Here is a 17834-nt window from a genome sequence, read left to right as displayed (position 1 = left end):
CGGGAGCGGCCGGCCGGGGCCGGTGGCGATCAGCCGCGCCGGACCGCGCAGAGCAGACCGTCGCCGACCGGCAGCAGCGTCGCCATCAGCTCCTGGCTCTCGCGGACCGTGCGCAGCAGCTCGCGCAGGCGCAGCACCTCGGCCGGCTGGGCGGCGGAATCGACCGTTCGGCCGTCCGCGAAGACGCCTTCGAAGCAGACCAGACCGCCGGGCCGCAGCAGGCGCAACGATTCAGCGAGGCAGTCCAGGCTCTCCAGCCGGTCGCCGTCGCAGAACACGAGGTCGTAACCGCCGTCCGCCAGCCGGGGCAGGACGTCCAGGGCGCGGCCGGGGATGAAACGGGCCCGGTTGGCCGCGAAGCCCGCCGCCCGGAACGCCTCCCGGGCGAACTGCTGGCGCTCCGGTTCGGGATCCACCGTCGTCAGCACCCCGTCCGGCCGCATCCCGTGCAGCAGATAGATGCCGGACACCCCCGTCCCGGTGCCGATCTCGGCCACCGCCTTGGCGTCCGTCGAGGCAGCGAGAAGGCGCAACGCCGCGCCGGTGCCCGGTGACACCGAGCGGAGCCCTGCCTCCCGTGCCCGGTCCCGGGCCCAGCGCAGTGCCTCGTCCTCGGCGACAAAGGCGTCGGCGAACGCCCAGCTCGTCTGCCGGTTGGCGGTAATGACCCTCTCCTGTCCCCATAGTTGGCGCAACGGTGACTGTATCCGCTGCTCCCGGGAACCCGCAGATGGGACCGGGCGTTAGAGAGGGAGCGGGGGAAAGCGTGTGGACCGGGCCCGCGGATCGGGCCCGGGAGCGGCGACGAGGTCCCGGGGAGATTCCCGGCCCCAGCAGGAAAAAAGGCTTATCCGGAGCTAACGGGCGAGGTGGCTATGGTAGGGGCTCCACTGGACACCACCAGAGCCGATAGGGGAGGTGCGGCTGCGCCTGTGGATCGGGGAGGAGTGCTGCGGCGCTTTCTCAGGTCGGCCGGCGAGCCGAAATCCGTGACCAACATTGCTGACCGTTCTTCCAACGACTCCGCGACGACCGCGACCTTCGCCTCGGATGCGGAATCCCAGGCGTGGACGCCGCCCACATGGGAAGAGATCGTCAGCACGCACAGCGGCCGGGTCTACCGCCTCGCCTACCGTCTGACGGGCAACCAGCACGACGCCGAGGACCTCACCCAGGAGGTCTTCGTCCGGGTGTTCCGCTCGCTGTCGACGTACACCCCCGGGACCTTCGAGGGCTGGCTGCACCGCATCACGACCAACCTCTTCCTGGACATGGTGCGCCGCAAGCAGCGCATCCGCTTCGACTCCTTGGGCGACGACGCCGCCGAGCGGCTGCCGAGCCGCGAGCCCTCCCCGCAGCAGGTCTTCAACGACACCCACTTCGACGCCGACGTCCAGCAGGCGCTGGACACCCTCGCGCCCGAGTTCCGCGCCGCCGTCGTGCTCTGCGACATCGAGGGACTCTCGTACGAGGAGATCGCCGCGACCCTCGGCGTGAAGCTCGGCACCGTGCGCAGCCGGATCCACCGCGGGCGCTCGCACCTGCGCAAGGCGCTGCGCCACCGCTCGCCCGAGGCCCGTGCCGAGCAGCGCTCGCTGGCCGGAGCCGTGGTGACGGGGGAGGTCGGATCGGCGTGAGTGGCACAGGTCCGACCCCTGCGGAACACCACCTGGGGGACCGCCTCGCCGCGCTGGTCGACGGGGAGCTGAAGCACGACGCCCGCGAGCGGGTGCTCGCCCATCTCGCGACCTGCGGCAAGTGCAAGGCCGAGGCGGACGCCCAGCGACGCCTGAAGAGTGTCTTCGCACAGTCCGCCCCGCCCTCCCCCTCGGAGGGCTTCCTCGCCCGCCTCCAGGGCCTTCCCGGCGGACCGGGGAGTGACCCCGACGGCCCGGGAAGACCCCTGGGAGGCCCCGGGCGCTTCGGCGCGGGCGTCTTCCCCGTCGCCAGGCCCTCCGCCGGGCGGGGCGAGTCCTCCGGCCCCGCTGACGGTTTCGGCTACCTCCCGACCCTGCACGGCTCGACCGCGGTGCTGCCCGCCGCCGAGGCCGGGGCGGGCTTCCGCATCCACGAGGTCGGCCGCGAGGCCGACCGCTCGCCGTGGCGGGGACGCCGGTTCGCCTTCGCGGCGGCCAGCGCCGTGTCCCTGGCCGCCATCGCGCTCGGCGGAGCGCTGCCGACCGGCTCGTCCGGTTCGGACACCACCGCGCGCGGCGGCGCGGCGGGCCGCAGCGTGGCCCCGCTCAACGCGGACGCCCGCGCCCAGAGCGGCACCGTCAGCCGCCGAGGCGGCGGCCACAGCCTGGGCACCGGCGACCGCCGCGCCGCCCTCGCGATGAACGCCGCCCCGCTGGCCTTCTCCGCGGCGCCCTCCCCGGCCGGTGCCGCGTTCGGTCGCGGACCCTTCGCGCTGCCCGTGCAGACGACCGTGTCCGCGCCCTCGCCGATACGCCCCGACGGGACGAACCCCTTGTTCGCCGCTGCCCTGGGCCGTGGGCTGCCGGCCTCGCCCTCGTCCGAACCGTCGCGTACGCCCACGTCCGCCGCCGGGCTCCCGGCCTCCACCGACCACGGACTCCCGCTCGCGCCCCGTCGCTGACACCGGTTCCGCCGTACGGGGCCGCGCAGGCCACCCGTAAACCTGGTTGAATTCCGGCAGGATTTCCGGAGGGGCGCTCCGCAGGGGGCGTGCAGAGGCCGGTTCGCGGCAGTTGCGGGGAGAGCATGGACGACGGGAAGACCACCGAGCCCAGGGCGAAGTGGTGGAGCCGGCCCTCGGCGGGGCACGGCACGCGCACGGCGCCTCAGGACCCGTCGTCCGTCGAGGACGCGGTGCCCCCGGTGGACACCCCCGTGGAGCCCGGCGCCCCGCGCGACGCGGTGCCCGCCGCGCCCGAGGCCGCTGTGGCACCGGCCCCCGGGGCGGACCTCCGGAAGGCATCCCCCGGCGACGCCCAGGCCCCCGACGCCCCCGCCGCTCCGCAGTCCGCCGCGCCGCCCGTCGAGCTCCCGGCGCAGGCTCCCGCGCCCGCACCGGCCCCCGTGCCGCAGGCCCCGCAGCCACTGCACGAGCCGGACCAGTACAGCACCCCGCCCTACGGCGGCCCCGGCCCCTGGGCCCCCGCGCCCCCGGTGCAGCGGCCCACCCCGGCGCACGGCACACCGGTGCCCCCGCCCTACGCGGGGACCAACGGCGCGGGGATGGCGATGCCGCCCGGCGCCACACCCCCGTACGGCACCACGCCCCCGCCGCACCCCCAGCCCGGCCCCGTATCGCCGCACCCGCAGGCCGGCGGGCAGGGACCGTCGCCGCAGTGGGGCCAGTACGACCCCTGGGGCGCGCCCAGGCAGCCGCTGCTCGCGCCGCCGGGCCCGCCGCCCGGCGGCGACCGCGCCCCCCGGCGGCGCGGGCGCGGCACGGTGCTCGTCGGCGCCCTGCTCCTGGCCCTGGTGGCGGGCGGCATAGGCGGCGGCATAGGCGCCTACATCGAGCGCAACGGCGGCTTCACCCGGATCGAACTGCCCCAGGACGACGCCGACGCGGGCGGCCGTGCCCCCGACAGCGTCGCCGGTATCGCGGCCAGCGCCCTGCCCAGCGTCGTCACCCTGCACGTCAGCGGCAGCGGCGAATCGGGCACGGGCACCGGCTTCGTCCTCGACGACCGGGGCCACATCCTCACCAACAACCACGTGGTCGCCCCCGCCGGTTCGTCCGGCCGGATCACCGTGACGTTCAGCGGCGGCGAGACCGCCGAGGCCGAGATCGTCGGCAAGGACAGCGGCTACGACCTGGCCGTCGTCAAGGTCGACGGCGTCTCCGGGCTGAAGCCGCTGCCCCTGGGCAACTCCGACAACGTCCGGGTCGGTGACCCGGTGGTGGCGATCGGCGCCCCGTTCGACCTGTCCAACACCGTCACCTCCGGCATCATCAGCGCCAAGGACCGGCCGATCACCGCCGGCGGCGAGAAGGGCGACGGCAGCGACATCAGCTACGTCGACGCGCTCCAGACCGACGCCCCGATCAACCCGGGCAACTCCGGCGGCCCGCTGGTGGACACCCACGCCCACGTCATCGGCATCAACAGCGCCATCCGCGCCGCCGACAGCGGCTCCGCGACCGAGGGCGGCCAGGCCGGTTCCATCGGCCTCGGCTTCGCCATCCCGATCAACCAGGGCAAGCGGGTCGCCGAGGAACTCATCAACACCGGACGGGCCACCCACCCGGTCATCGGTGTGACGCTCGACATGAAGTACACCGGCGACGGCGCCAAGGTCGGGCCCAAGGGCGCGGACGGCAAGTCGTCCGTGACCGAGGGCGGACCCGGGGCCGAGGCCGGCATCCGGCCGGGCGACGTCATCACCGCCGTGGACGGAAAGCGCGTGCACAGCGGGGAGGAGCTGATCGTGAAGATCCGCTCCCACCGTCCGGGTGACCGGCTGAAGCTCACGCTGACGCGCGGAGGCAAAGACCTGTCCATGACGGTGACACTCGGCTCGGCCACCGGCGCGTGACGGCCACGTGGAGCTACCGCGCGGACAGTTTCGCCGGGTACCGTGTGGCGTGTCCGGACCTCATCCGACCTGGTCGCGGAGAACACGAGGAGCCGCAAGGTGTTCAATGACATAGGCCCACTTGAGCTGGTCACGCTCGCCGTCATCGGCGTGCTCGTCTTCGGCCCGGACAAGCTCCCCAAGGTCATCCAGGACGCCTCGCGCTTCATCCGCAAGATCCGTGAGTTCTCGGAGAGCGCCAAGGAGGACATCCGCTCGGAGCTCGGCCCGGAGTTCAAGGACTTCGAGTTCGAGGACCTCAACCCCAAGACGTTCGTCCGCAAGCAGCTCATGGACGGCGACGACGACCTGGGGCTCAAGGAGATCCGCGAGAGCTTCGACCTCCGCAAGGAGATCACCGAGGTCGCCGACGCGGTGAACGGCCGCGAGACGGCGTCCGTCGAGGCGAAGAGCGGCGTGTCGGGCGCGAGCGCGGCCCCGGTCACGGCGGCCAACGGCTCCCCGGGCGCCCCCGACCTGCTGAAGAAGCGCGAACAGCCGGCCAAGGACGACCGCCCGCCGTTCGACGCCGACGCCACCTGACCCCGGTCAATCCCGGCTCGTTCGGACGCTGTCGCTATTCTCCATCTGTCCGGTGGTGTGGACGCCCGCGGGGGGCGGGCCGCTCCGGACCTGACGATCGAGGAGGCGGCCGGGCAGATGGAGACGACGAGTCGGGTGGGCGCGGAGGACGCGCCGGACACAGCCACGGCGGAAGGGGTGCCGGAGGCCCGGCTCGCGGTCGACGGCTATCTGCGGGCACCGTTCCCCTGGTACGGACTGGACGAGGCCTTCACCGGCCCCCGCTGGCTGATGCAGGTCGGCACCGCCGCGGACGGCACGGTGCAGCACGGCTCCACCGGCCACGGCGAGGAGCCCTCCGTGCGCGGCGAGGCCGGCGCGGACCGGCAGCGTTTCGCGGCGGTCGTGACCGTCGCCAGCAGCCCCGTGCGGCGCAGCGGCGACGGCACCGGGGTCCTGGAGGCGACCACGGTCTCCTCCGCCGCCTGGCTGGCCGGCTCCGGACTGCTGGCCTACACCTGGCCCCCGCAGCTGGACCACAGCCTGCGCGACGACTGGCTGGCGCAGCAGACCGAGACGGCGTTCGAGCTCGCCGACGATCTGGAGGGCCCCGCCTGGTCGGTGCTGTCCCTGCCGGTCGACGGGGTGCCGGTGCCCTTCCACTACCGCGAGTCCGAGTTCGGCTGGGTGCTCGCCGGATCCGCGCAGGGCGTGCACATCGGCGCCTACGGGCGCGGCATGAGCGCCTACGGGCTCGGGTTCTCGGCGATCGAGGACATCACCTCGTACGCGTAGGACCGCCGCGTCGCACGGAAGAGGCCGGAAGCCCTCGGGCTTCCGGCCTCTGGCGCGTCGGGGCGCGGCTCAGAACTTGTTGCGCGGGGTGATGCCCAGCGACATGCCGGACAGGCCGCGCTGACGGCCGCCCAGCCTCTGCGCGATGGTGCGCAGGGCCTTGCCGGCCGGGGAGTCGGGGTCGGACAGCACGACGGGCTTGCCCTCGTCGCCGCCCTCGCGCAGCCGCACGTCGATCGGGATCGCGCCGAGCACCGGCACCTCGGCGCCGACCGTGCGGGTCAGCCCCTCGGCCACCTTGGCACCGCCGCCGGAGCCGAAGACGTCGACCATCTCGTCGCAGTGCGGGCACGGCATGCCCGACATGTTCTCGACGACACCGACGATCTTCTGATGGGTCTGCACGGCGATCGAACCGGCCCGCTCGGCCACCTCGGCCGCGGCCTGCTGCGGGGTCGTGACGACCAGGATCTCCGCGTTCGGCACCAGCTGGGCGACGGAGATCGCGATGTCGCCGGTGCCCGGCGGCAGGTCCAGCAGCAGCACGTCCAGGTCGCCCCAGTACACATCGGCCAGGAACTGCTGGAGCGCGCGGTGCAGCATCGGGCCGCGCCAGACGACCGGGGCGTTGCCCGGGGTGAACATGCCGATGGAGATGACCTTCACCCCGTGCGAGGACGGCGGCATGATCATGTTCTCGACCTGGGTGGGCTTCCCGTCCACGCCGAGCATCCGGGGCACGCTGTGCCCGTAGATGTCCGCGTCCACGACGCCGACCTTGAGGCCGTCGGCGGCCATCGCGGCCGCCAGGTTCACCGTCACCGAGGACTTGCCGACGCCGCCCTTGCCGGAGGCGACCGCGTACACCCGGGTCAGCGAACCGGGCTTGGCGAACGGCACCTCGCGCTCGGCGGTGCCGCCGCGCAGCGAGGCCGCCAGCTCCTTGCGCTGGTCGTCGCTCATCACGTCGAGCGTGACCTCGACCCGCGAGACGCCCTCGACGCGGGCCACCGCGTCCCTCACGTTCGCCGTGATCGTCTCGCGCATCGGACAGCCGGAGACGGTCAGATACACCGTGACAGCGACCACACCGTCAGGATCGATCTCGACCGATTTCACCATGCCCAGCTCGGTGATCGGGCGGTGGATCTCCGGGTCGTTCACTGTCGCCAGTGCCTCAAGCACCGCGTCTTCCGTAGCCATACGGACGATGGTACGGCGCCCCGCACGATGGGCGAGTAGCCCGGTCAGCGGTCTTCGTCACTCTCGGCGGCGACCAGGGCGCGCCGGTCCTCCAGCTCCCTCATCAGGTCCTCCAGCTCGGACCGGATCCAGTCGCGGGTGGCCACCTCGCCCAGGCCCATCCGCAGCGCGGCGATCTCCCTGGTCAGGTACTCGGTGTCGGCGATGGAGCGCTCGTTCTGCTTGCGGTCCTGCTCGTGGGTGACCCGGTCGCGGTCGTCCTGCCGGTTCTGCGCCAGCAGGATCAGCGGGGCCGCGTACGACGCCTGGAGCGAGAGCATCAGCGTCAGGAAGATGAACGGGTACTCGTCGAAGCGCAGACGGTCGGGCGCGAAGACGTTCCACACCACCCAGACGATGATGATCAGCGTCATCCAGACGATGAACCGTCCGGTGCCCAGGAAGCGCGCGATGCGCTCCGAGAACCGGCCGAACGCCTCGGGGTCGTACTCCGGCAGCAGCCGACGGCGCGGCGCCTTCGGCAGGTCCAGCCGGGCCCTCGGGCCCCGGCTCAGCGCCGTCGAGCCGTTCGACGCCCTCGCCCGGTCCTCACCGGCCATGGAGCACCCCCTCGCGGCCGTGGAAGTCCGTCTCCCGCCAGTCGTCGGGCAGCAGGTGGTCCAGGACGTCGTCGACGGTCACGGCACCGAGCAGCGAACCGCTCTCGTCCACCACGGGCACCGAGACCAGGTTGTACGCGGCCAGATAGCTGGTCACCACCGACAGCGGGGTCTCGGGGGACAGCGCCACCAGATCGCTGTCCACGAGCGAACTGACCAGCGTGAACGGAGGGTCGCGCAGCAGCCGCTGGAAGTGCACCGTGCCCAGGTACTTGCCGGTGGGCGTCTCGTCGGGCGACCGGCAGACGTAGACCTGCGCGGCCAGCGAGGGGGACAGGTCGGACTGGCGGACCCGGGCCAGCGCGTCGGCCACCGTCGCGTCCGGGCGCAGGATGATCGGCTCGGTCGTCATCAGACCGCCCGCCGTCCGCTCCTCGTACGACATCAGGCGCCGCACATCGGCCGCCTCGTCCGGGCGCATCAGCGTGAGCAGCCGCTCCTTGTCCGCCTCGGGCAGCCCGGAGAGCAGATCGGCCGCGTCGTCGGGGTCCATGGCCTCCAGGACGTCGGCAGCGCGTTCCTCCTTCAGCTTGCCGATGATCTCCACCTGGTCGTCCTCGGGCAGCTCCTCCAGGACGTCGGCGAGGCGGTCGTCGTCCAGGGCGGCGGCGACCTCCGCCCGGCGCTTGGGGGTGAGGTGGTGCAGGGCGTTGGCCACGTCGGTGGGGCGCAGCTTCTCGAACGTCGCGACCAGCGACTCCGCGCCCTGCCCGTGCTCCTCCAGGGAGAAGCCGCGCACGGCCGACCACTCGACGGTCAACGTCTCGCCCTTGCGGCGCAGCGCCCCGCCCCGGCCCTTGCGGACGAAGTACTTGTCGATCTCCCAGTCGCGGCGGGCCGGCAGCTGCTGGATGGCCACGTCCAGGATGGTGACCTCCTCGCCGGTCTCCACCAGGCTGACCCGCCGGTCCAGGAACTCGCCGAGCACCAGGCGTTCGGTGGGCCGCTGTTCGAAGCGGCGCATGTTGACCACACCGGTGGTGATGACCTGCCCCGACTCGACGCCGGTCACCCGGGTCATCGGCAGGAAGATCCGCCGCCGGCTCACCACCTCGACCACCATGCCCAGCAGCCTCGGCGGCCGGCCGCCGACGCGGAGCATCGCCACCAGATCGCGGACGCGCCCCACCTGGTCGCCGTTGGGGTCGAAGACCGGAACGCCGGAGAGATGGGAGACGAAGACCCGGGGCGTGCCTGGTGCCATGGGTGCGCCTCCTCGGTCACCGCCGGGCCGCGACCGGCGGCTTGGGGCCGCGGTCCGGCCGTTCCTGCACGTGTACGACGTGATCAGGCTAGCCCGTACCGTCGCGGCCCGCCCCGGCGAGCGGTCCGTACGGCTCTGCGCGGGCCCCGCCGGCGGCACGGGTACGCTGCCGTCTGCCACCCCCGCCACGCAGCTGAGAGGCAGTGCGCCCGTGACCTCTTCCGTCCGGCCCGTCCGGGCCCGCCGCCGGACCGCCGTCCTCGCCGTGCTGCTCTGCGCGGGGCTGGGGCCGGCCCTGACCGCCTGTGCGGGCGAGGACCCGGACAAGGGGACCAACGGCGTCGCCAAGCTGACCGGGCCGCAGATCGAGGAGAAGGCGCGCACCGCAGCGGACGCCGCGGACGCCGTGCGGCTGGCCGGGACGCTGGTCAGCAAGGGCGGGACGTACCGCATCGACATGAAGCTCAAGGACAAGGGCGGCGCGGGCTCCGTCACCTCCAAGAAGAGCACCTTCGAGCTGCTGCGGATCGGTGACCAGCTCTATCTGAAGGCCGGAGCGGGCTTCTGGAACCACGAGGACGACGGGAAGACGAGCCACGCGGGGGGCGCCGCCGCCGACAAGCTGCGGGGCAAGTACGTCAAGGTCCCCGAGGACGATCCCACCTACGAGCAGCTGCGCGGTTTCACCGACAAGAAGGTGCTGCTCGACGGGATGCTCACGCTGCACGGCACGGTCGGCAAGGGGGACCGGGGCACGGTCGGCTCGGTGCGGACCATCCGGATCCTGGGCGGCAAGGGCGAGGGCGGGGCGCTGGACGTCTCGCTGGAGGGCACGCCGTACCCGCTGAGCTTCGCCCGGGGCGGCGGCGGGGGCGTGGTCACCCTGGCCGACTGGGGCAAGGACTTCCCGCTCGCGCCCCCGGCCGAGGACGACACCGTCGACTACGGCAGGCAGCTGCCCAAGACGTCCTCGTAGCCCCGGATCAGGGGCGGCGCAGCGACCGCTTCAGCAGACGCGGCAGACCGGCCGGGACCGGCAGCCGGGTGGTCGCCGTCGTCGGCAGCGGGGCCGCCGCCCCGGAGCCGGCGGGCGGCTCCGTGCGCGCGTCCAGCGGGGTGAGCCGGAGGATCCGGCACTCGCGCGCCCAGCGCTCCGGCATCCGCTCCGCGTCGGGCGCGTTGAGCCGCTTGCCCTTCAGCTCGTCGACGGCGGCCCGCCACTCCTCGGAGTCCGGCACGAGCTGGGTCACCGAGGCGGACCAGGCGACCAGGCGGCCGCCCTTGTCCTTGGAGCGGACGGTCACCTCGGCGGTGGCGCCGTCGGTGAGCCCGGCCGGGAAGGGCTGCTCGCCGGGGCCGTCGCCGACCAGATGCGCGGCTCCCTCGTGCCACACGTGCCACAGGGCCCGCGCGGGGCCGGTGCCGCGCACCCAGATGAGGCCCGACTTCTTGGTGGCCTCCTCGACGAGGGCCGGTCCCAGCAGCGCGTCAGCAGCAGTCATGGGGCAGAGCTTACGGCCGGTACGGGGCCCCGGGGCAACGGTGCGTCAGAGCCAGCCGTTGCGCTTGAGCATGCGGTGGATGGAGAAACAGACCACCCCGATGAAGCCCATGACCATCGGGTAGCCGTACTTCCAGCCCAGCTCGGGCATGTGCTTGAAGTTCATCCCGTAGACGCCGCAGATCATCGTCGGCACGGCGACGATCGCCGCCCAGGAGGTGATCTTGCGCATGTCCTCGTTCTGCGCGACCGTCGCCTGCGCCAGATTGGCCTGGAGGATCGAGTTCAGCAGTTCGTCGAAGCCGATGACCTCCTCCTGCACCCGGACCAGGTGGTCGGCGACGTCCCGGAAGTACTTCTGGATGTCCGGGTCGATGAGCCGCATCGGCCGCTCGCTGAGGAGCTGCATGGGGCGCAGCAGCGGCGAGACGGCCCGCTTGAACTCCAGCACCTCGCGCTTGAGCTGGTAGATCCGTCCCGCGTCGGAGCCGCGCGGGCTGCCCTTGTCCGGGGTGGAGAAGACCTCGATCTCCACCTCGTCGATGTCGTCCTGGACGGCGGAGGCCACCGCGATGTAACCGTCGACGACGTGGTCGGCGATGGAGTGCAGCACCGCGGAGGGGCCCTTGGCGAGCAGCTCGGGGTCGTCCTGGAGCCGGTGGCGCAGCGCGCGCAGCGAACCGTGGCCGCCGTGCCGGACGGTGATGACGAAGTCCCGGCCGGTGAAGCACATCACCTCGCCGGTCTCCACGACCTCGCTGGTGGCGGTGAGTTCGGTGTGCTCGACGTAGTGGATCGTCTTGAAGACGGTGAACAGCGTGTCGTCGTAGCGCTCCAGCTTCGGCCGCTGGTGGGCGTGGACGGCGTCCTCGACGGCGAGCGGGTGCAGCCCGAACTCCCGGGCGATGCCCGCGAATTCCTCCTCGGTCGGCTCGTGCAGGCCGATCCAGGCGAAGCCGCCCTTCTCCCGGACGCGGAGCATCGCCTCGTGCGGGGTGCGGCAGGTGCCGTCCCCGTCGGTGAGGCGGCGGCCGTCGCGGTAGACCGCGCAGTCGACGACGGCGCTGGAGGCGGACGGGTCGCGGGTGGTGTCGTAGGCGTTGTGCAGGGTGGCGGGCTTGCGCAGGGACGGGCGCACCACGGCGCGAAGGTCACGGATCATCGACATGGCTGACTCCTTCACGGAGGGCCGTCGGGCAGGCCTGGCACAGCCCGGAATGGGGACGTGGGCTCACGTCCGCAAAGCGGGCGGCACCGTGCGGGCACGACGACGGCGTTCGCTACAGACAGGCAGAAAGGGAGTGCTCTTCCGTCGCGCGACAAGCCGGTGGTCCGGACCGGGTGGGCGTCAGATCACAGAAGAAAAGTGCCGAGCGGAAGAGCGGCTGGTACTGCACGGTCGACTTGGATCCACCGCAGCCCCACCTCCTCCGGTCGGTCCCCCGTGGGGGATGACGTTGGGCCGGGACTGAGAGCGACGCTTCTGCGTGCTGTCCCGACCGGACCCCAGGCTAGCAGCCGCTCCAGGGTCAATCCCTTACTTTGCCCGTTCCATACGCGACCTATGCTCGCCGCATGGCAGAAATTCTTGCGCTGGTCGAGGCACGTCTGCGGACGGCCCTGGGTGAACCGGACGCACGTGCGGCAGTGACGTTTCTCGGGACGGACCGGATCGAGGTTCTCCGCTTCATCGACGGGGACGTGGTGAGGTACGCCACCCTCGGCATGTCCGCCCAGCCGATGGCCGATCCGACGGCCGTCGTCGCCGATCCGGTCAAGGGCCCGCGCGCGGAACTGGTCCTCTCGGTCCGGTTCGGCCTCGCCGACACCGACCAGGTGCTGCGCAAGCTCGCCGTGCTGGCCGCCTCGCCCCAGGTGGAGGGCGTGGTCGTGGCCCCCGGCGCCTCCCTGGACGTGGGCGAACCGCTGTGGCCCGGGGCGCCGTTCACCTCCGTGCTCGTCGCGGAGCCGGGCGGTCTGGTGGAGGACCTGGAGCCGGGCGGCGGGAGGGATCCGGTGCACTTCCTGCCGCTGCTGCCGATGACGCCCAACGAGGCCGCCTGGAAGCGGGTGCACGGGGCCCAGGCACTCCAGGAGCGCTGGCTCTCGCACGGCACGGACCTGCGCGACCCGCTGCGGGGTTCGGTGGCCCTGGACTGAGGGGCCGAGGAGATACGGCGACGGGGCGGTCCTCCGGCGGCACGCCGACGCCCCGCGCCCGTACGCCGACGCCCCGCGCCCGTACGCGAAAGCCCCGCCGCGCGGCCAGGAGGGGGAGCCGCGGGCGGGGCGGTGCGGGGGTGACGGGCCGTCCGGGCCGCGTCAGTCGGCGAAGACCGTGACGCCGTCCTCGGTGGCGTGCCGCGGCTCCAGCTCCTGCGCCTCGTGGGTCAGGGCCGACCGGCGGACCCAGACGACGGCCGCGCCGACCAGCGCCGCGACGGCGGCGACCACGAACGGGATGTGGATGTCGCTCCACTCCTCGATCTTCGGGGCGAGGTAGGGCGCGGCGGCGGCGGCGAACCAGCGGACGAAGTTGTAGCCCGCGCTGGCCACCGGGCGCGGGGCGTCGGAGACCCCGAGCGCCAGCTCCGTGTAGACGGTGTTGTTCATGCCGATGAAGGCGCCGGAGACGATGGTGCAGACGATCGCCGCGGTGTGGCTGCCGTATCCGAGGACCACCAGGTCCGCGGCGAGCAGCACCAGCGAGGCGCCGAGCACCTTGAGCGAGCCGAACCGCTCCTGGAGCCGGGGCGCGACGAGCACCGAGAAGACCGCGAGCAGCAGGCCCCAGGCGAAGAAGACGGCACCGGACTTGTACGGCGTCATGTTCAGCACGAACGGGGTGAACGCCAGGATCGTGAAGAACGCGTAGTTGTAGAAGAACGCGGAGCTCGCGACGGAGGCCAGTCCGCCGTGGCCGAGCGCCTTGAGCGGGTCGAGCAGGGACGTCTTGCGGGCGGGCCTGGGCTGCTCCTTCAGGAACGCCGTGATGCAGACGAAGCCGATCGCCATCAGCGCGGCCGTGCCGAAGAACGGGTAGCGCCAGCTGGCGTCGCCGAGCAGGGCGCCGAGCAGCGGCCCGCAGGCCATGCCGAGGCCGAGCGCCGACTCGTACAGCAGGATCGCCGCCGAGCTGCCGCCGGCCGCCGCGCCCACGATCACGGCGAGGGCCGTCGAGACGAACAGCGCGTTGCCCAGCCCCCAGCCCGCCCGGAAGCCGACGAGTTCGCCGACGGAGGAGGAGGTGCCGGAGAGCGCGGCGAAGACCACGACCAGGGCGAGACCGGCCAGCAGCGTCTTGCGGCCGCCGATGCGGCTGGAGACGAAACCGGTGACCAGCATCGCGAAGGCGGTGATCAGGAAGTACGAGGTGAAGAGCAGGGACACCTGGCTCGGCGTCGCCTCCAGGCCCTTCGCGATGGACGGCAGGATCGGGTCCACCAGACCGATGCCCATGAAGGCGACGACGGATGCGCCCGCCGTGGCCCAGACGGCCTTCGGCTGGCGCAGGATGCTGACCGTTCCCTGGTCGAACGGATCCTCTCCCCGCATGGGCTTCTCGCTCTCCACTAGATCGATGCGTTATGCACAGAATAAGTTAGAGCGCCTAATGAATGCAAGCTACATCTAAATCCGCAGGTGGGAGCCACGCTGCGGAAGGGTGATCGTCCTTGACGCGGCGACGGCCGGGGAGGACCGTTGGACGCTATGAGGGGCGAACCCAGTTGCCCGAAGTGCGGAGGCCGGGTCAGGGCGCCCGGTCTCTTTGCCGACACCTGGCAGTGCGACGAGCACGGCAGCGTGCACCCGTTGCAGCCGGTGATCCCGCCCAGCGTCGAAGGGCTCGGCGTCGTCGTGCACCGCGCCCGCGTTCCGGTGTGGATGCCCTGGCCGCTGCCCGTGGGCTGGCTCTTCACCGGAGTCGCCTGCGCCGGGGACGACCGCAGCGGCGGCCGGGCCACCGCCGTCGCCTGCTCCGGACCCGCACCGTTCGGCGGCGTCGGGGAGCTGCTGCTCGTCGCCGAGGAGCTGGGCGTCGGACTCGGGGCGCGGTACGCGGGGATCGAGGGCCCTGATCCGGGCCCGGGTCTGGCCGTCGACGGCCCGCCGGACGTGAAGCTGCTCGCCGCCGGCCGGCCCACCCCGCTCTGGCACGTCAAGGACGCCCCCGCCGACCGGGCCGTCTTCGCCGGCGAGGCGCGCGGACTCTGGCTCTGGGCGATCGTCTGGCCCGAGCAGTCCGGCCTCCTGATGTACGACGAGCTGGTGCTGACCGATCTGCGCGACGCCGGGGGAGAGGTCGACCTGGTGCCCTGCGGCGCGCTCACGCCCCGGCTGCTGACCGGACCCTGACCGTCCGGAACGGGTCCGGCCGCCGGTTATCCTTGAGCGTCCCCCACCCGTCCCGCGAGCACTGGAGTCCGCGTCGTGCGCATCGACCTGCACACCCACTCCACCGCGTCCGACGGTACGGACACCCCGGCCGAGCTCGTGCGCAACGCGGCGGCCGCCGGGCTCGACGTCGTCGCCCTCACCGACCACGACACGGTCCGGGGCCACGCCGAGGCCCTGGCCGCCCTCCCCGAAGGGCTCACCCTCGTCACCGGCGCCGAGCTCTCCTGCCGCCTCGACGGCGTCGGGCTGCACATGCTGGCCTACCTCTTCGACCCGGACGAGCCCGAGCTGGCCCGCGAGCGCGAGCTGGTGCGCGACGACCGGGTGCCGCGCGCCCGCACCATGGTCCGCAGGCTCCAGGAGCTGGGCGTCCCCGTCACCTGGGAGCAGGTCGCCCGGATCGCCGGCGACGGCTCCGTCGGCCGCCCGCACATCGCCACCGCCCTCGTCGAACTCGGCGTCGTCGAGACCGTCTCCGACGCCTTCACGCCCCAGTGGCTGGCCGACGGCGGACGCGCGTACGCCGAGAAGCACGAACTGGACCCCTTCGAGGCGATCCGGCTGGTCAAGGCCGCCGGCGGCGTCACCGTCCTCGCCCACCCGGGCGCCGTCAAGCGCGGCGCCGTCGTCCCCGAGTCCGCGATCGCCGATCTGGCCGCGGCCGGACTCGACGGCATCGAGGTCGACCACACCGACCACGACGAGCCCACCCGGGCCCGGCTGCGCGGCCTCGCCCGCGAGCTGAACCTGCTGACCACCGGGTCCAGCGACTACCACGGCAGCCGCAAGACCGTGGCGCTCGGCGCCCGCACCACCGACCCGGAGATCTACGGCGAGATCACCCGGCGCGCCACGGGAGCCTTCCCGGTGCCGGGCGCCGGCGGACCCGCCACCGCGTAACCGCACCCGCTCCGCCCGTACCGCCCCGTCCGCGCCACCGTGCGACGGCCGGGCGGTGCCCGGCGCGCCCCGCCCCGCCTCCCGCGATCTCCGGGAGGCCGTCGGCGCGCCACCCCACCCCCCCGCTCTCTCCTCGCAAGGCTCACCGTGTTCGACGTCGCTGTCTTCGGATCCCTTTTTCTCACCCTTTTCGTGATTATGGATCCGCCCGGGATCACCCCGATCTTCCTCGCCCTCACCGCCGGCCGGCCCGCCCGGATGCAGCGCAGGATGGCGCTCCAGGCCGTCGCCGTCGCCTTCGGCGTGATCGCCGTCTTCGGCCTGCTCGGCCAGCAGATCCTGGACTATCTCCATGTCTCCGTTCCCGCCCTGATGATCGCGGGCGGGCTGCTCCTGCTGCTCATCGCGCTCGATCTGCTGACCGGCAAGACCGACGAGCCGACCCAGACCAAGGACGTCAACGTCGCGCTCGTCCCCCTCGGCATGCCCCTGCTCGCCGGACCCGGCGCGATCGTCTCGGTGATCCTCGCGGTGCAGCACGCGGACAGCGTGTCCGGTCAGATCTCCGTCTGGACGGCCATCATCGCCATGCACCTCGTGCTCTGGCTGACCATGCGCTATTCGCTGCTGATCATCCGCGTCATCAAGGACGGCGGCGTCGTCCTGGTCACCCGGCTCGCCGGCATGATGCTGTCCGCCATCGCCGTCCAGCAGATCATCAACGGCGTCACCCAGGTCATCCAGGACGCCTGACCGGCCCCGGACAGCACGGCGCCCCCGCACGGACCTTCCGTACGGGGGCGCCTCGTCTTTACTTCATCGCGGTGTTACGAAGCCGGGCTTTCGGCCGGGCGGATGTAGATGCGCTGGCCCACGGAGGCGGCCTGCTGCACGATCCGCTTGACGGAGGCGGCGTCCACGACGGTGCTGTCCACGGCGGTACCGTCGACATCGTCGAGTCGCATGATCTCGAAGCGCATACGGCTTCCCTTCGTCTGATCCTCCTGATGGAGAACTGCTGGGAGGACGGATTGACCGTCCGCAAGGATGTGGGGCGCGGGCAAGGCTCTCTCGCGCCCCATGGGATGACAACGACTTGCCTCCTGCAATCATTCCCTACGCTAAGGAAAAGTTTTGGATGTCTAAGTACCAGCGAGTAACCGGTTGTACGCGGACGACGACCTCCGCGGCGGGGCCCGTATGAACGAGGACGGGATCGCCGAGCGCCTGGACCGCGCCAACGCCCTGCTCCAGCGGATGCTCGCCGAGGTGTCGAAGACCCCCTCGACCCACGCGATCTTCGTGGACGCCGGCTATGTCTACGCCGCGGCCGGGCTGCTCGTCACCGGCACCGAGGACCGGCGCTCCTTCGACCTCGACGCCGAAGGACTGATCGAGGCGTTCATCGACAAGGCCCGCACCATCTTCGCCGACAGCCGGCTGCTGCGCGTGTACTGGTACGACGGCGCCCGGCGGCGGATCCACACCCCCGAGCAGCAGTCCATCGCCGAACTCCCCGACGTCAAGGTCCGGCTGGGCAACCTCAACGCCAACAACCAGCAGAAGGGCGTCGACTCCCTCATCCGCACCGACCTCGAATCCCTCGCCCGCCACCGCGCCATCAGCGACGCCGCCCTGGTCGGCGGCGACGAGGACCTGGTGTCGGCCGTCGAGGCCGCCCAGGGGTACGGGGCCCGCGTCCACCTCTGGGGCATCGAGGCCGGGGAGGGCCGCAACCAGGCCGAACCGCTGCTCTGGGAGGTCGACAGCCAGCGCACCTTCGACCTCGACTTCTGCCGCCCGTACGTGACCAGACGCCCCGTCACCACCTTCGAGGACGACACCCCCGCGCCCTCGCGCGAGACCGTCCGCTTCGTCGGCGCCCAGATCGCCGCGGAATGGCTCGCCACCCGGGGCCGGGAGGCCCTCGCCGATCTGCTGCCGGGCCACCCCTATCTGCCGGGCTCGGTCGACCAGGACCTCCTCGTCGAGGCCGAACGGCGCCTCCAGCACTCGCTGCGCGGCCACGCCCCGCTGCGCCGCGCGCTGCGCGACGGCTTCTGGCAGCACCTCCAGGCGCAGTACTGACCGCCGCGGCCGT

General features: G+C 72.4%; 19 protein-coding genes. 11 read left to right on the top strand and 8 right to left on the bottom strand.

Annotated elements, in window-relative coordinates; all coding sequences use genetic code 11:
* Positions 1-29: 29 nt before the first annotated feature.
* On the bottom strand, positions 30-695 hold the full coding sequence (locus ACWCXC_RS09430) for an O-methyltransferase (RefSeq protein WP_450685718.1): 666 nt from the start codon (positions 693-695) through the stop codon (positions 30-32).
* A 180-nt stretch (positions 696-875) separates the two neighbouring features.
* Here ACWCXC_RS09430 and sigE point away from each other — a divergent pair, with 180 nt between their 5' ends.
* From sigE to ACWCXC_RS09405, 5 genes are all read left to right on the top strand, one after another.
* Positions 876-1637 (top strand): RNA polymerase sigma factor SigE, encoded by a 762-nt coding sequence (gene sigE / locus ACWCXC_RS09425; RefSeq protein ID WP_450685717.1) that lies wholly within the window; start codon positions 876-878, stop codon positions 1635-1637.
* Complete coding sequence (locus tag ACWCXC_RS09420; RefSeq protein WP_450887743.1) at positions 1634-2599, top strand: zf-HC2 domain-containing protein; 966 nt, start codon at positions 1634-1636, stop codon at positions 2597-2599. Before sigE ends, ACWCXC_RS09420 begins: the two co-directional genes overlap by 4 nt.
* A gap of 125 nt (positions 2600-2724) precedes the next feature.
* Positions 2725-4512, top strand: a complete 1788-nt coding sequence (locus ACWCXC_RS09415) for a S1C family serine protease (protein ID WP_450887741.1) — start codon at positions 2725-2727, stop codon at positions 4510-4512.
* A gap of 99 nt (positions 4513-4611) precedes the next feature.
* A complete protein-coding gene (locus tag ACWCXC_RS09410) occupies positions 4612-5094 on the top strand; it encodes a sec-independent translocase (protein ID WP_450685222.1) in 483 nt (160 codons plus the stop codon).
* Positions 5095-5211: 117 nt separating this feature from the next.
* Positions 5212-5868, top strand: coding sequence for a hypothetical protein (locus ACWCXC_RS09405; RefSeq protein WP_450887739.1), 657 nt, complete (start codon positions 5212-5214; stop codon positions 5866-5868).
* 69 nt (positions 5869-5937) lie between these two features.
* Here ACWCXC_RS09405 and ACWCXC_RS09400 read toward each other — a convergent pair whose 3' ends face one another.
* Genes ACWCXC_RS09400 through ACWCXC_RS09390 form a run of 3 tightly spaced genes read right to left on the bottom strand, consistent with a single transcriptional unit; the run spans position 5938 to position 8934 of the window.
* Positions 5938-7071 (bottom strand): Mrp/NBP35 family ATP-binding protein, encoded by a 1134-nt coding sequence (locus tag ACWCXC_RS09400; RefSeq protein WP_450887737.1) that lies wholly within the window; start codon positions 7069-7071, stop codon positions 5938-5940.
* Between the two features lie 44 nt (positions 7072-7115).
* The gene (locus ACWCXC_RS09395) at positions 7116-7670 is read right to left on the bottom strand and encodes a DUF1003 domain-containing protein (protein ID WP_450685219.1); all 555 of its coding nucleotides are present in this window, start codon (positions 7668-7670) and stop codon (positions 7116-7118) included.
* The gene (locus ACWCXC_RS09390; RefSeq protein ID WP_450685218.1) at positions 7660-8934 is read right to left on the bottom strand and encodes a magnesium transporter MgtE N-terminal domain-containing protein; all 1275 of its coding nucleotides are present in this window, start codon (positions 8932-8934) and stop codon (positions 7660-7662) included. Before ACWCXC_RS09390 ends, ACWCXC_RS09395 begins: the two co-directional genes overlap by 11 nt.
* Positions 8935-9145: 211 nt before the next feature.
* Between ACWCXC_RS09390 and ACWCXC_RS09385 the strand changes: the two genes are divergently transcribed.
* Positions 9146-9910, top strand: a complete 765-nt coding sequence (locus tag ACWCXC_RS09385) for a hypothetical protein (RefSeq protein ID WP_450685217.1) — start codon at positions 9146-9148, stop codon at positions 9908-9910.
* Positions 9911-9917: 7 nt separating this feature from the next.
* Here the strand turns inward: ACWCXC_RS09385 and ACWCXC_RS09380 are convergent, their stop codons facing one another.
* Positions 9918-10436 carry a hypothetical protein gene (locus ACWCXC_RS09380; protein WP_450685216.1) on the bottom strand — a complete coding sequence of 173 codons (519 nt, stop codon included), beginning with the start codon at positions 10434-10436 and terminating at the stop codon, positions 9918-9920.
* A gap of 45 nt (positions 10437-10481) precedes the next feature.
* Entirely contained in the window at positions 10482-11603 is a 1122-nt protein-coding gene (locus ACWCXC_RS09375) for a magnesium and cobalt transport protein CorA (protein ID WP_450685215.1), read from the bottom strand.
* Between the two features lie 407 nt (positions 11604-12010).
* Here ACWCXC_RS09375 and ACWCXC_RS09370 point away from each other — a divergent pair, with 407 nt between their 5' ends.
* A complete protein-coding gene (locus ACWCXC_RS09370; RefSeq protein WP_450685214.1) occupies positions 12011-12595 on the top strand; it encodes a suppressor of fused domain protein in 585 nt (194 codons plus the stop codon).
* 162 nt (positions 12596-12757) lie between these two features.
* Here the strand turns inward: ACWCXC_RS09370 and ACWCXC_RS09365 are convergent, their stop codons facing one another.
* Complete coding sequence (locus ACWCXC_RS09365) at positions 12758-13990, bottom strand: MFS transporter (RefSeq protein ID WP_450685213.1); 1233 nt, start codon at positions 13988-13990, stop codon at positions 12758-12760.
* Positions 13991-14146: 156 nt separating this feature from the next.
* Between ACWCXC_RS09365 and ACWCXC_RS09360 the strand changes: the two genes are divergently transcribed.
* From ACWCXC_RS09360 to ACWCXC_RS09350, 3 genes are all read left to right on the top strand, one after another.
* Entirely contained in the window at positions 14147-14791 is a 645-nt protein-coding gene (locus tag ACWCXC_RS09360) for a DUF6758 family protein (RefSeq protein ID WP_450685212.1), read from the top strand.
* Between the two features lie 75 nt (positions 14792-14866).
* On the top strand, positions 14867-15733 hold the full coding sequence (locus tag ACWCXC_RS09355; protein ID WP_450887732.1) for a PHP domain-containing protein: 867 nt from the start codon (positions 14867-14869) through the stop codon (positions 15731-15733).
* A 147-nt stretch (positions 15734-15880) separates the two neighbouring features.
* Positions 15881-16486 carry a MarC family protein gene (locus ACWCXC_RS09350; protein ID WP_450685210.1) on the top strand — a complete coding sequence of 202 codons (606 nt, stop codon included), beginning with the start codon at positions 15881-15883 and terminating at the stop codon, positions 16484-16486.
* 74 nt (positions 16487-16560) lie between these two features.
* Here the strand turns inward: ACWCXC_RS09350 and ACWCXC_RS09345 are convergent, their stop codons facing one another.
* The gene (locus ACWCXC_RS09345) at positions 16561-16713 is read right to left on the bottom strand and encodes a hypothetical protein (protein WP_450685209.1); all 153 of its coding nucleotides are present in this window, start codon (positions 16711-16713) and stop codon (positions 16561-16563) included.
* Between the two features lie 220 nt (positions 16714-16933).
* Here ACWCXC_RS09345 and ACWCXC_RS09340 point away from each other — a divergent pair, with 220 nt between their 5' ends.
* Positions 16934-17821 carry an NYN domain-containing protein gene (locus ACWCXC_RS09340; RefSeq protein WP_450685208.1) on the top strand — a complete coding sequence of 296 codons (888 nt, stop codon included), beginning with the start codon at positions 16934-16936 and terminating at the stop codon, positions 17819-17821.
* The last annotated feature ends 13 nt before the right edge of the window (positions 17822-17834 follow it).

Source organism: Streptomyces sp. NPDC001515, assembly GCF_053597115.1.
Note: the sequence above shows the minus strand (reverse complement) of the source record. Positions and strands in the feature narration are given on the sequence as shown.